General features: G+C 46.2%; 13 protein-coding genes. 11 read left to right on the top strand and 2 right to left on the bottom strand.

Annotated elements, in window-relative coordinates:
• The first annotated feature begins 37 nt into the window (after window positions 1-37).
• The 3 genes from QT973_RS12450 (at window position 38) to QT973_RS12460 (ending at window position 2,456) form a co-directional block, all read left to right on the top strand.
• Window positions 38-481, top strand: coding sequence for a hypothetical protein (locus QT973_RS12450; protein WP_333056525.1), 444 nt, complete (start codon window positions 38-40; stop codon window positions 479-481).
• A gap of 116 nt (window positions 482-597) precedes the next feature.
• Window positions 598-1,110: a hypothetical protein gene (locus QT973_RS12455; protein WP_333237131.1), complete on the top strand. Its 513-nt coding sequence runs from the start codon at window positions 598-600 to the stop codon at window positions 1,108-1,110.
• 563 nt (window positions 1,111-1,673) lie between these two features.
• Window positions 1,674-2,456 (top strand): DsbA family protein, encoded by a 783-nt coding sequence (locus QT973_RS12460; protein WP_333209168.1) that lies wholly within the window; start codon window positions 1,674-1,676, stop codon window positions 2,454-2,456.
• Window positions 2,457-2,552: 96 nt separating this feature from the next.
• Here the strand turns inward: QT973_RS12460 and rpe are convergent, their stop codons facing one another.
• Window positions 2,553-3,254, bottom strand: coding sequence for a ribulose-phosphate 3-epimerase (rpe, locus tag QT973_RS12465; RefSeq protein WP_006632078.1), 702 nt, complete (start codon window positions 3,252-3,254; stop codon window positions 2,553-2,555).
• Between the two features lie 613 nt (window positions 3,255-3,867).
• Between rpe and QT973_RS12470 the strand changes: the two genes are divergently transcribed.
• From QT973_RS12470 to QT973_RS12480, 3 genes are all read left to right on the top strand, one after another.
• Window positions 3,868-4,242, top strand: a complete 375-nt coding sequence (locus QT973_RS12470; protein ID WP_333269899.1) for a hypothetical protein — start codon at window positions 3,868-3,870, stop codon at window positions 4,240-4,242.
• A 104-nt stretch (window positions 4,243-4,346) separates the two neighbouring features.
• Window positions 4,347-5,762, top strand: a complete 1,416-nt coding sequence (locus tag QT973_RS12475; RefSeq protein ID WP_333056529.1) for an LCP family protein — start codon at window positions 4,347-4,349, stop codon at window positions 5,760-5,762.
• A 220-nt stretch (window positions 5,763-5,982) separates the two neighbouring features.
• Window positions 5,983-6,411, top strand: a complete 429-nt coding sequence (locus tag QT973_RS12480) for a DUF202 domain-containing protein (RefSeq protein ID WP_333209163.1) — start codon at window positions 5,983-5,985, stop codon at window positions 6,409-6,411.
• A gap of 42 nt (window positions 6,412-6,453) precedes the next feature.
• On the opposite strand, the gene QT973_RS12485 is transcribed toward QT973_RS12480, so the two are convergent.
• Complete coding sequence (locus QT973_RS12485) at window positions 6,454-7,377, bottom strand: alpha/beta fold hydrolase (RefSeq protein WP_333056531.1); 924 nt, start codon at window positions 7,375-7,377, stop codon at window positions 6,454-6,456.
• Window positions 7,378-7,567: 190 nt separating this feature from the next.
• On the opposite strand from QT973_RS12485, the gene speB reads away from it, so the two are divergent.
• From speB to msrB, 5 genes are all read left to right on the top strand, one after another.
• Window positions 7,568-8,497 carry an agmatinase gene (gene speB / locus QT973_RS12490; RefSeq protein WP_333206464.1) on the top strand — a complete coding sequence of 310 codons (930 nt, stop codon included), beginning with the start codon at window positions 7,568-7,570 and terminating at the stop codon, window positions 8,495-8,497.
• A gap of 133 nt (window positions 8,498-8,630) precedes the next feature.
• On the top strand, window positions 8,631-9,188 hold the full coding sequence (locus tag QT973_RS12495; RefSeq protein ID WP_333056533.1) for a thioredoxin family protein: 558 nt from the start codon (window positions 8,631-8,633) through the stop codon (window positions 9,186-9,188).
• Between the two features lie 179 nt (window positions 9,189-9,367).
• Window positions 9,368-10,192, top strand: coding sequence for a molybdate ABC transporter substrate-binding protein (gene modA, locus QT973_RS12500; RefSeq protein ID WP_333056534.1), 825 nt, complete (start codon window positions 9,368-9,370; stop codon window positions 10,190-10,192).
• A 421-nt stretch (window positions 10,193-10,613) separates the two neighbouring features.
• Window positions 10,614-12,431, top strand: a complete 1,818-nt coding sequence (modB, locus tag QT973_RS12505) for a molybdate ABC transporter permease subunit (protein WP_333391432.1) — start codon at window positions 10,614-10,616, stop codon at window positions 12,429-12,431.
• A gap of 69 nt (window positions 12,432-12,500) precedes the next feature.
• Window positions 12,501-12,899: a peptide-methionine (R)-S-oxide reductase MsrB gene (gene msrB / locus QT973_RS12510; RefSeq protein WP_333056536.1), complete on the top strand. Its 399-nt coding sequence runs from the start codon at window positions 12,501-12,503 to the stop codon at window positions 12,897-12,899.
• Window positions 12,900-12,973: the final 74 nt, after the last annotated feature.

Below are 12,973 nucleotides of genomic sequence, written 5' to 3' on the forward strand. Positions count from 1 at the left end.
CAAGTATTCAAGTTGTTTTCAGAAGGGAGGAAAAAAGGTGAGTTTATTGCAGCAGAGTCGCAAAATAATTGCGGGCGTACTCTTGGTATTAATGCTGGCTATTACGACTGCGTGCGCGCCCAGCGTTTCAGCCCAAAAACCGAGTGATGTACCTGTAGCAATTGGTGGCAGTCAGGGTTATTACGCGCAACTAGAACGTGGCAATACCGCCGCAGGTCAAGATTTTGGTAAATGGGTAACAAAGACGGCTCAGGGTCTTGTTCAGGATGCTTACGTGCGCGACAATAACAAGTTGGGAGTTGTAATTACTCCGCAAGTCCGCCCGACTGAAGTGAAAGATTTGGCCAAATCTTTAGCACAAGGTTTTCACCGCAATTTTCCAAATCAAGATGTAAGTGTTTTGGTTTACGCTCCTGACAAAAAACTGATTTTGACTGCTAAGTACGACCAGCAATCAAATCAAATTGAATACAAGTCTTGACCGAGTTAGCAAGCTTAAATGATAGCCGCGAGGCGGTTTAATATTCGGCAGTTTTTTGATTGCGAAGCCATCTCAATTTAAGACTGAAATGTTGTGTAGATTGGAAGAGAGTTACCATGAGTAGCAGCGATAATTACAAGCGTCAAATCATGAACGATTTAGCCCAGGGCGATCGAGAAATGATGCCGGAGACAACGGGTGAAGATTACGAAAACTTTGACGATTTTGCTCAGAGAACTTCGCCGGCTCAGCGCAAACAATTATTCGGGCGTTCCCTGAATCACGACTCGCTCCCGCCGGCTCAGTTGGAACCGGAATTGCAAAAGGCGATCGCCCAAATTAAGCCAAATGAACGCGACGATGTAGCGCGGGAATTCTTCAAGCATTTGGGCAAGAGAGGATTGGACGATCGCAAATTGGAAAAGCAGCTAGGACTTTCTACCCACCACGCCAGCCGCATGAATGCTGACGATGTTACCAAGTTGGCCTCGTTTACCTATCACAATCACCCGGATATTTTCCAAGAAGTGCTGGCCGAACAGCCAAGTTTGATGAAGTTTTTGGGAAATCCAGTTGTTGCAGGTATTTTGGGAATAGTTGCTGCTAAATGGCTCAACAACCGCAAATAATCTTGGATTCAGACAAGCCTAAAAACTGATAATACCTGCCGCAAATAAAAGGACGATCGCCTGGGCGATCGTCCTTTTATATTTTATATCTCGTCCGGTCAATTCCCTCCGCTTCGCTTTACCCGAAATCAGGTAGGGGCGGGTTCACGAACCATATCTGCCAATAATTGACAATCTCAAAAACCCGCCCGGCCGGGATATTAGGGTCAATCGATCGGACTAGATGTTATATCTAGTCCGGTAGTAAAATAACCGCGATCGCGTTTTTATGGAGGATTTTAGTCATCATAAAACTCACTCAAAATTTAGTCCTCAGTACAAACATCTTTGATGGCGGTCGTTCGAGGAAACATAAGATTATAATACTAAATCCCGATTGTTTAAATCTTAATTATGGGGTTCCTAGCGGTTCCGGTAAGTAAAAAAACTTGCCAATTACTGATTACGAATTACTAATTATTGCTTAAAGCTAAAAATAACTGCACCGCAGTCAACAGCGGTATACCTGACACTCCGCAAAATTAAATGTAGGATTAAGTGTTGTCGTGAATCAGAAAAAAAAGATGAACATATCCACTATTTGGCGAAAACTCCGCAGCCAGCAAGCCTTCTGCTTGGCTGCAATCCTCGCAGGTTGCCTGGTATTTATCGGTTGTTCCCCCGCACAGTCAACGGCTGGCAATTCAGTCGATCCCAAGTTCAAAGAGCAAGTCTTGCAGGTGATCCGCGAAAACCCGCAAGTAATTTTAGAGTCTGTACAAGCGTACCAGCAACAGCAGCAGCAGTCTCTCAAAGCAGCGCAGGAATCATTTTTGCAGGAGATGAAAACTAATCCCAAATCGGCGATCGGGGATTCTCCCACTACGGGCTCACCTTCCCAGCAAATTGTACTTTTAGAATTCTCTGACTTTCAATGTCCGTTTTGCGCGCGCGCTCACGATACTGTCAAGCAGTTTATGGCAAAACACCAGGACAAAGTTACTTTAGCTTACAAGCATTTTCCCTTAACTTCTATTCACCCTCAAGCGCTACCGGCAGCTAAAGCAGCTTGGGCGGCGGGGCAGCAGGGCAAATTCTGGGAATATTACAGCGCTTTGTTTGAAGGGCAGAAAGATTTAGGCGATCCATTGTACCCATCGATCGCCCAAAAGCTCAATCTAAAATTAGATAAATTCAACACCGATCGCAACAGCCCCGCTGCAGAAGCCGCCATTGCCAAAGACGTGCAACTTGCTCAACAACTAGGCATTGAAGGCACTCCGTTTTTTATTATGAACGGCGAAACTTTCTCCGGGGCGGTCGAGCTTTCTGAGATGGAAAGCATTCTCGCCTCTGTCTCGAAATAAGTAATTCCTGACTCTTGGAAACCGAGTATAAAAATGCGTTCCCAGCCAAAGCAGGCTGGGAACGAGAAAAACCCGAAAAACTCGAAAAATCTTTGATTAAACCGCAGCCAACTCAGGAGTCGGGCGCTTGCTGTGGCGGATACCCTCGATCGCCGCTGCGTAATCATTCGCCTTAAACACAGCAGAACCAGCAACGATCGCATTTGCGCCCGCTTCCAGAACCTGCCAAGTATTGTTCCCCTTCAAACCGCCATCTACCTCAATCCAAGGATCGAGGCCCTTGTCGTCGCACATTTTACGCAACTGGCGAATTTTCGGCAAAACAGCCGGGATAAAACTTTGACCGCCGAAGCCCGGATTGACGCTCATAATCAGCACCAAATCGCAAAGTTCCAGCACGTACTCGATCAACTCCAAAGGCGTCGAAGGATTCAGAACCACACCAGCCATTTTCCCCAATTCCCGAATTTGGCCGAGGGTGCGGTGCAAGTGAGGCGAAGCATTGTGTTCCGCGTGAACCGAAATAATGTCAGCACCAGCCTTAGCGAAGTCCTCGACGTACTTCTCCGGCTCCACAATCATCAAGTGGACATCGATTACCTTGGTAGTAACAGGGCGAATTGCCTCAACAATCAGCGGCCCGATAGTAATATTAGGAACAAAGCGACCGTCCATCACATCTACGTGAATCCAGTCAGCCCCAGCTCGATCGACAGCCTGAATCTCTTCTCCAAGACGGCTAAAATCGGCTGATAATATGGATGGAGCAATAACGATGGGTTTTTGGGATTGGGTCATGGCTAAGTCTGTTCTCCTGACTGCTGTGCTGTATCCAGTTTATCAAAATACGGGTCTCCGGGTCGAAAAGTTGCCAACGATCGGTCGCGAGATTGGGAGGGCAGAAAAATTTGGCCTGTGACAGACAATTTTGGCGATATCCCCAGCCCTGCTCTCGGAATTTTGGTTTAGGATATAAATTTTCCCTCTAACAAATAACTTGTGTGCAAAATCTCACCTTCTGCAAATTTTGAGTACCGAATTGTCAGTAACTCAGGGCTAAAGCCACTGAGCTTGTAGGAGAAATCGAGCAAGCTATGCTGACCAGACCCCTCGCAAGAGGAGACGTTATTTAGGTCACGACACCGGCGAATGCGACGCCAGTTTTCCGCTCTGTCACCTGCGATTAAACAGTTTTAAAGTCACTGAAACAGTGTCGCAGGTCTAACAAGCCTTTATAACCAGGTCTGCACGAACATTACCCCGCAAGGGAGACTGAGGCAACCATACCTCATCGGAGGGGCAACCATACCCCTCCAACCCGACAGGGGAAAGATTCAAGGCGATTGAAATCGCCGAGTCGTTTTCCTCTCAGGACTGAAGTCGCTGAGTTTCCCACTTACCGAGTTTTTTTATGAAAAATACAGATCCCTTAGAAAATCCTGAACTCGATCGTGCCAGTCTGTTTGTATTAATGATCCCAGTCATCGGCTTTTTCCCCGCCCTGTGGACTCTTTACCGCCGTCAGGGTAGTCCCGAACGCAAAGCCGTCAGCCGCTTGGCAATTGCCCTTGCTTTTAGTTGGCTCTTAGGACATATTCTTTTAGAAGCTGGAGCGATTTCTGCGGAATCTCCGACACTTCCCATGTTATTAATGAGTAGCCTGCTAACAACCAGCTATTTCATCGTTGCTCTGGGACTGATGGTTCGCCTCTGGAAGCGTCAACCGCTATGGTTGCCTGGAATTAGTCGCTTAGCCGAGCAAGTAGTAGGCAAACATTTATCATAATTTAGGGTTTTTTTAAGCCCCTACCCTATTGATTGAGTGCGTCTTCAGCTTGATACTACATATTGCCATTATCTTTTTTATTTTTGTTGTGTGTGAGGAAGCCAGTGCCAGCTCAAAAAATTCCTAATCAAGACCCTATCCAACAATCAACTGCTCAACCTGCAACCAAAAAAGCTTCCCAGCCCCATCGAGGCCGCTGGCTGGGTTTTGGTTTTGGTTTGGCTGGAGTAGCCATGCTCTCAGCCACAGCCGGAGCATTGCTAGCCGTCTCCCTTTCTACAACGCCGCTTCAGCAACAAAAGTTGAGCCCTGAAGAAGCAGCCGTATTTTCTCAAGGCGACATGGCAAAGCTCAACATGAAGATGCCGGAGCTGACTCGGCCAGTTAATATTTTAGTTTTAGGGCTTAAAGTTCTGACCTCTGACATCGAAGGAAGTGTCAACAAAGATGTCGGACACGAGGTTTGGGAAAACTCATTTAAGGGCTTAACCGATACCATGCTGTTGGTGAGGTTTGACCCTCAAAATAAAAAGTTAAGCGTGCTTTCCATTCCGCGAGACACCCGCACCTATGTTGAAGGCAGGGGCGAGGTGAAAATCAACGAAGCTAATTACCACGGTGGCCCGGCTTCGTCAGCGAAGGCAGTCAGCGGACTCCTGGGCGGTGTGGGAATTGACCGCTACGTCACAGTTAATATTCATGGCATAAAAAGTTTGGTCGATGCCCTGGGTGGCATTACTATTAATGTCCCTAAAGACATGAAATATACCGATCACAGTCAGCATTTATATATAGATTTAAAGGCTGGCAAGCAGAAACTCAACGGCGAACAAATCGTGCAATATTTGCTTTATCGGCACGACGATTTGGGCGACATCGGGCGGGTGCAGCGCCAACAATTGTTGATGCGGGCTTTTGTGGAACAGGAAGTAAATGTAGGTTTGCTGTCTCGACTACCGAAGATTTTATCGGTGATTCAGTCTCACCTTGACACGAATTTGAGTATAGAAGAATTGGTAGCTTTGGCTGGTTTTGCTACTCAAACCGATCGCGCTGGCGTGCAGATGTTGATGGTTCCCGGCAAATTTAGCGATTCTAAGGACTACAAAGCAAGTTTTTGGTTGCCCGACCAATATGCCATCGAAACTATGGTGGCGGAACATTTTGACTTCGGCCAAAATACTTGGACAATTGAGAATGCTGATTCGACTTTTCTGAAGGTGGCGATTCAAGATAGTACCGGAGATCCATCGGCTGTTGAAGATTTTGTCAATAATTTGACTCAAGCCGGTTATCGGAATGTTCAGGTTTATAAAGCTTGGCCCGAACCGCTGGAGGTAACTACTCTAGTAGCTCAACAGGGCGATATTAAAGGTGCTCAAGCGATTCGCCAGTTTTTGGGTTTTGGAGATGTGTTGGTTGAGAGTACCGGTTCTTTGAATTCGGATGTCACAATCAGATTGGGTCAGGATTGGTTGGAGAAAAAGGCTCAGTCCGGCAGTGTGCCTAAGTCTTTTTAAACTGGATTTTAACTGGGGTATTTGTAGGGACACAGCATTGCTGTGTCCTCTTATTTTCTGTTGGTAGAGATGGAGGCGATCGCTTTTTTGTCTATTTACTGATAGTATATTTTTGGGTGATGATGAATCACGATCGCAATACCGATACTTCCCTCCGCAGTCACAAGTGAAACAATAATCAACGAGGGAAAGCTTAAGATATTTTATCAAGGTAGGGTTGATGAACAAGGGTGATAAAATAGACCGACAGCGAGAACATCAGGCAAATGAACGCACCTTTCTGGCATGGTTACGAACTTCACTGGCTTTAGTTGGTTTTGGGTTTGCAATCAGTCGGTTCAGTTTATTTCTCCGTCAATTTCAAGCTACAGTGACTCAGCAAGAAGTTTCCTCCCCTCCCTTCTTCAACTCCGAAACTTTAGGGCTGAGTCTGGTCGTTTTTGGGATTGCGGTCATTGCCTTAGCAGCATGGCGTTATAATCGAGTATTCTGGCAAATTGAGCGAGGTGATTATCGCCCAAATCGTGTGCTAGTTTGGATTCTAACTGGAGTTGTAATGATTTTAGGAACGTTAAGCATTCCGTTGGTGCTATGGCGCGATCGCGCAAATATAGCTCCCACTTCAACTCCTAAAAACTCTCAATTCTAAGTTAACCCGATCGCTTAGCTAAAGTGCCTCTTCCTTTGTTGATTAAAGGGGAGGATTGTCGGCAAATCTCGATCGCTCTTTAATCCAATCGAGTAAAATAGGATTGACCAATTCCGGCGCTTCATCCTGGGGACAATGGCCCACTCCCTCCAAAGGAATAAACTTTTCAACAGCCGGAAACTTTGCCAATTCTCGCCCCAAGGCGATCGGCTCCCAAGGGTCATCCGTACCCCACAAAATCAAAGCCGGACAGCTCAAACGCGGCAACAAATCCTCCGGTAGCGGGCCTTGAGAATAACTGATAAAGGCCACAAATACTTCAACTGCGCCGCTGTCTTTAGCAGGTTCCAGCAGCATATTTACCAGTTCGTCGCTGACAGCTTCAGGACGGTGATAAGCTTGCAAAAGCACTTTTTTTACTGTTTTTGGCGTTGCTAATTGTTTAAAAAATAATTGACTTATCCACTTGACATTTAAAACTTTTTGTGCAATTGGCGCTCCAAAACTGCGATACCAAGGCATTTCGGCGCGTTTGCGATCGTGCAGCAAGCGTAGGGAACAATTGAGTAAAATTACGCCAGAAGCAATATCGGGAAAATCAACAGCCGCTTGCATAATTGCCACACAGCCGATCGAATTTCCCACCAAAAAAGCCGGCCCGCCCGCAACTTCCCGACAAAAATCAGCAATTAGCTGACCCCAAGTTTCAAAAGTATAGTCAATCTCAAGCTTGGGCGCGGGTTTAGCAGAACCGCCAAAACCGATGAGGTCGATCGCATAACAGCGGCAATCAGCAGCCAGCGCCGGCAAATTCTTGCGCCAGTGGCCCCAAGACGCACCAAAACCGTGGACAAACACCACCGCAGGCCCCTGGGAACCCGCAGCCTGGTAGCAAATCGGAAAGCCTTTCCACAGCCAAGTTTGAGGCGAAATAAGTGTTGACGAAGCGGGAGTAGAAGATGTCATGCGATTTTAGATTTTAGATTTTAGATTTTAGATTGGGCATGGGGCATAGGGCATGGGGCATTGTTAGCTGCTGACTGCTGACTAATGACTAATGACTAATGACTAATGACTAATGACTACTTTGCAGTTAGAGCCGATAGTATGTCACGATTAAACCTGCTGACTTCTTTGCTGTATTAAAATTTCCCTTATGCCAACGATCGTTTCCACAGCAGTCGTACCATTTCTGGGGTCTGAAATTGTACCCGACTACGACACCGCCAAAGTAGTAATCTTACCAATTCCCTACGAAGCTACCACCACTTACCGCCGGGGGTGCGAAAACGGGCCCGCCAAACTTCTAGAAGCTTCTCATCAACTCGAGTGCTACGACGAAGAATTGGATGCCGAAGTTTGCTACGATGTCGGAATTTATACAAAAGAGCCGATCGCCGATACCCGCAACAGACAACCAGTTTCATCCTCAGAAATGCTGCAAGTAACCCAAGCAGCAGTCTACCAGCTAGTTACCGAAAATAAATTTGTCATCTCCCTCGGAGGCGAACACAGCATCACTGCCGGCGTTGTCGAAGGTTATCGCCAAGCATACCCGGATGAACCTTTCACAGTCGTGCAAATTGACGCCCACGGCGACTTGCGACACGAATACGAAGGCTCGATTCACAACCACGCCTGCGTGATGCGACGTGTTGTCGATATGGGCTTACCGACACTGCAAATCGGGATTCGCGCTATCTGCAAGGAAGAAGCCGACTTGATTAAAGCCAAACAGCTAAACGTGATTCGAGCCAGAGAAATTGCTACTCAACCGGATTGGGCCGATCGCGCAATTGCCAGCATAACAACTAAGCGAGTATTTTTGACGATCGACTTAGACGGCATCGATCCGACTTTAATTCCAGGGGTGGGAACACCGGAACCGGGCGGGTTAAATTGGTATTCCCTCACCGGATTTTTGCGCCGCGTCTTCGAGTCCTACGAAGTAATCGGGTGTGACATTATGGAATTAGCACCTATTGTAGATTCTGTAGTCTCAGAATTTACCGCCGCCAAATTAGCATACAAACTTATTGGATACCAAGCTCTGGCTCAAGGTTGGCTAAAGCCAGACGAGGAATAAATCGCGAAGCACGAATCACAATAGGCTGTTGGCAAGGCTAGAATTAAGCTAAAGCCAAACAACAGCCAATTTTATTCGTGCTGACAGTTTCATCTTTCATGCTGGCAAATACTCCTCTTCACCTCCTGAAAACATGAGTTTACTAATGGATACAACGGGTACTCCCATTAACGGCTACGCTCCCGATTTTGAACTGCCGGGAGTTGACGACGAAGTTCACCATTTAGCTCGATATTTAGAAAAATTTCGGGCGATCGCGGTGATATTTATGTGCAATCATTGCCCTTACGTGCAGTTGTATCTCAATCGCATGAAAGAACTTCAAGCAGATTTTCAAGATCGAGATGTTACTTTAATCGGGATTAATGCTAATGATGCAAACCAGTATCCCGACGACAGTTTTGAGAATATGAAAATTTTTGCCACCAACAATCAACTCAACTTCCCGTATATCCGAGATGTTGCTCAAGATGTGGCTGAAAGTTTTGGGGCTTCTAAAACCCCGGAGGTTTTTTTGTTAGACCAAGACGGCAAACTGCGCTATAAAGGTTTAATTGACGACAACGCTGACGATCCGGCGGCGGTGCAGGTTTCTTATCTGCGGAGTGCGATCGACCAATTGCTCAACAGTCAACCCGTTGAGCCTTCAACTACAGAGGCAATAGGCTGTTCCGTCAAATGGCGATCGTAGGCAGATTTAAAATTAACGTTCCCGCACTAATTATTAACTGGTTCCCTGGCTGTGCCTGGGAACCTATCTCCAGAGGCTCTGCCTCGTCAAAGACTGGATGAAAATTGGAGATACAGCCTCCGAATCTGCTTTACTAGGCAGAGCCTGGTAAGGAGTAAAAAGATTCAAAACAATTGTCTGTGAACTTAAAAAGTAGACGTATTCCCAACTTAATTTTCGCAGTCGCCTTCCTGCTAGCACTGCTGATTAGTTGGAACTTATTTAAGAACTTTTCCTCAGTCGATACGTTGCAGCGCACCTCCTTAAACGTATCCGCTGCTATCAGTCTCTCGAAAGCTTTAGGGGAAATCAAAACTGTTTATCAAAGCAGTAATCCGAATTTTACTATTACTTATAATTTTGGTGCTTCCGGTGCTCTAGAACAGCAAATTCAGCAGGGAGCACCGATAGATGTATTTTTCAGCGCCGCCACCAACCCAATGGATGCTTTGCAGCAATCTAACCTGCTAATTAACGACACGCGCCGCAATTTGCTGACAAATCGCCTGGTTTTGATTACTCCCAAAAACGGTGTTGCTTTGAGCGATTTCAAACAGTTGACAGATGCCAGAATCAAGAAAATTGCGATCGGCGAAGCCAAGAGCGTACCTGTCGGACAATACGCTCAGGAAATGTTAAATAAACTTGGATTGTGGGGGCAAATACAGCCAAAATTAGTGCTAGGAAATAACGTCCGCCAAGTGCTGACATTCGTCGAAAGCGGTAACGTTGATGCTGGTATAGTTTATGCGACTGACGCCACAGCCTCCGACAAAGTAACTGTGCTGCTAACGGCTGCCGAAAATTTGCATTCGCCCATTGTTTATCCGCTGGCAGTTATCAGAAACAGCCGCAATCCGGCTGCTGCGAAAAGGTTTGTTGACTTTTTGGGGGGCGATCGGGCTAAAATAGTATTTCAGAAATACGGATTTGGGATGGCTCGCCAATTAGTCTCATACAACTGAGATGTTGCACTATTCTCAATTACTTGTTTAGCAACAGGCTTTCCGGCCTGTTCCACAAGAAAATTCACTCTTTGTGGAACAGGCCGGAAAGCCTGTTCTTGAGAATGGTGCAAGATGTGAGATACAACCAAATTTTGTAGGGGCGGGTTCACCAACAATATCTAATTCCCGCCAACAATCTATATAAACCCGCCCTCACACAACAGATAACCTTGTGTATTCAAAGAGGTACATTTCGATTTGCCGCCCAAGTGGGGGCGGGTTTACGGGATTATTTGTATTAGCCGAAGATTGTTGGTAAAACCCGCCCCTAGGAGCGAATCCCCAAATTATACATTTTGATTTATCTTTGGGTGGAAGCGGGTTTAGTAAATTATGTGTTTGAGGCAATTATTGTTGGTGAAACCCGTCCCTAGGATTTATGGAATTTGATATTTCTCCCTTCTGGATATCTCTAAAATCCTCCGCTATTGCGACATTTATTACCTTTTTCCTGGGAATAGCCGCCGCCCGGTGGATGCTTTCAACTCGCATCAGAGGTAAAGCTTTAATTGAAGGGATTTTCATTTCTCCCTTAGTTTTGCCGCCGACAGTAGTGGGATTTTTGCTGCTGCTGCTGTTTGGGAGAAATGGGGCGATCGGGCAATTTTTGCTACAATTCGACTTAACTATAATTTTCACTTGGCAAGCGGCCGCCATTACTGCCACAGTTGTATCATTTCCCCTCATGTACAAAACTGCTTTGGGAGCTTTTGAGCAAATTGATGCCAATCTTCTCAATGCAGCCCGCACTTTGGGAGCATCGGAGTGGCAAGTTTTTTGGCGGATTATGTTGCCGCTAGCATGGCCGGGAATTTTAGCAGGAACTATTCTCGCATTTGCCCGCGCTTTGGGTGAATTCGGCGCGACGTTGATGTTAGCGGGGAATATTCCCGGACAAACTCAAACTATCCCGATGGCAATTTATTTTGCTGTGGAAGCTGGGGATATGAGGCAAGCTGCTATTTGGGTTTTGATTATTCTGAGTATTTCTTTGAGCGTGCTAACTGCTGTTAACTTTTGGACTGATTTACAAAAGATATCGCCCAAACCGAATTCGAGTTATAGATTGCAATCAAATATTCCTAAATTCGCGTCTGTTTTTACCACAAAATCCCAACAACAACCTAAAAACGGACTTTTTTTAAACATTTTTAAACCTCTCTCCAGCTTTGCCTTGGATGTCGGCTTCGATATCGGCCCGGAAGTGCTGGGAATTTTGGGCGCGTCGGGTTCGGGAAAAAGCATGACTCTGCGCTGCATCGCTGGTTTGGAAACTCCAATGAGCGGTAAAATTGCAGTCAATGGCAGGGTTTTATTTGACTCCGCACAGGGCATTAATGTAGCTTCTAAAGACCGCCGCATCGGTTTTTTGTTTCAAAACTATGCTTTATTTCCTCACCTGACTGTTGCTCAAAATATTGCGTTTGGTTTGCAGCATTTATCTGAAAGCGAGCAAGAACTTCGGGTAAAAGAACAACTAATTTCGGTGCAAATGTCGGGAATGGAAAATCGCTACCCGCACGAACTTTCGGGGGGCCAACAGCAGCGGGTGGCTTTGGCTAGGGCGATCGCCCCTTCTCCAGAATTGCTACTGTTAGACGAACCGTTTTCTGCTTTGGATACTCACTTGCGGAGTCAACTGGAACGGGAGTTAATGCTGACTCTGGCTAATTATCGGGGAATTACTTTGTTTGTGGGTCACAATTTAGAGGAAGTTTACCGGGTGTGCAAAAATCTGTTGGTGTTGGCTGAGGGAAAGCCGATCGCCTTTGATACAAAACAGAACATTTTCGATCGCCCCCGCAACTTCACCGTCGCCCAGTTGACGGGCTGCAAGAACTTCTCTGCCGCTAAACCGATCTCCGTAACTCTCGTGGAGGCGATCGACTGGGGCTGTACTCTGAGTGTAGTCGAACCAATTCCCAAATCTCTAGTTTCTGTGGGAATTCGGGCTCATCAACTGAGTTTTGTCAGCGGGTGCGATCGTGAAAATACTTTTGCTTGTTGGATCGCCTCGACTGTGGAAACTCCGCACCGGGTGACATTATATCTCAAATTGCACTCGCCTCCCAATGATTCCCAAGATTATCACTTACAAGCCGAAGTTTTCAAGGAAAAGTGGAGAGCTATTAAGGACAATCCTTTTCCCTGGTATGTTCATCTCGAGCCAATTAGGTTAATATTAATGGAAGCCTGAGTTAACTAGCAATATACCGTTAACCGTCAACACTCAACAGCTAAATACATCTTAACCCAACATCAAATCATGACTGAACAAGTTAAAAAAACCGACGCGGAATGGCAACAACAACTAACGCCAGAACAGTTTAAAGTCACCCGCAAAAAAGGAACGGAAAGAGCTTTTAGCGGCGAATATCACGACAACAAAAAACCCGGAATTTATAAGTGTATTTGTTGCGGCACTGAGCTATTTAAATCAGAAACCAAGTACGATTCCGGTACCGGTTGGCCGAGTTTCTACGCTCCAGTTAGCGAAGAAAATGTCAAGTGTGAGTCCGATAACACCTTGTTCATGCGCCGAACAGAGGTACTGTGCGCTGTTTGCGACGCTCATCTCGGTCACGTATTTAACGACGGGCCCAAACCTACCGGTCAGCGTTACTGCATGAATTCTGCTGCTCTTAATTTCGTTCCCAAGGATTGATTCTTTTAGGGGCTAGCTAGAAGCCCAACCCCTACTCCCCACAAAAAATCAATCCGGTTGTGGAACAGGCATCT

The organism is Microcoleus sp. Z1_A1 (assembly GCF_036700305.1).
Classification (GTDB): domain Bacteria; phylum Cyanobacteriota; class Cyanobacteriia; order Cyanobacteriales; family Microcoleaceae; genus Microcoleus.

Excerpts from the sequence above, each read along its gene's own strand:
- QT973_RS12455 (WP_333237131.1), top strand. The coding sequence starts at position 598 with ATGAGTAGCAGCGATAATTACAAGCGTCAAATCATGAACGATTTAGCC.
- QT973_RS12460 (WP_333209168.1), top strand. The coding sequence starts at position 1,674 with ATGAACATATCCACTATTTGGCGAAAACTCCGCAGCCAGCAAGCCTTC.
- rpe (WP_006632078.1), bottom strand. The coding sequence starts at position 3,254 with ATGACCCAATCCCAAAAACCCATCGTTATTGCTCCATCCATATTATCA.
- QT973_RS12470 (WP_333269899.1), top strand. The coding sequence starts at position 3,868 with ATGAAAAATACAGATCCCTTAGAAAATCCTGAACTCGATCGTGCCAGT.
- QT973_RS12480 (WP_333209163.1), top strand. The coding sequence starts at position 5,983 with ATGAACAAGGGTGATAAAATAGACCGACAGCGAGAACATCAGGCAAAT.
- QT973_RS12485 (WP_333056531.1), bottom strand. The coding sequence starts at position 7,377 with ATGACATCTTCTACTCCCGCTTCGTCAACACTTATTTCGCCTCAAACT.
- speB (WP_333206464.1), top strand. The coding sequence starts at position 7,568 with ATGCCAACGATCGTTTCCACAGCAGTCGTACCATTTCTGGGGTCTGAA.
- QT973_RS12495 (WP_333056533.1), top strand. The coding sequence starts at position 8,631 with ATGAGTTTACTAATGGATACAACGGGTACTCCCATTAACGGCTACGCT.
- modB (WP_333391432.1), top strand. The coding sequence starts at position 10,614 with ATGGAATTTGATATTTCTCCCTTCTGGATATCTCTAAAATCCTCCGCT.
- msrB (WP_333056536.1), top strand. The coding sequence starts at position 12,501 with ATGACTGAACAAGTTAAAAAAACCGACGCGGAATGGCAACAACAACTA.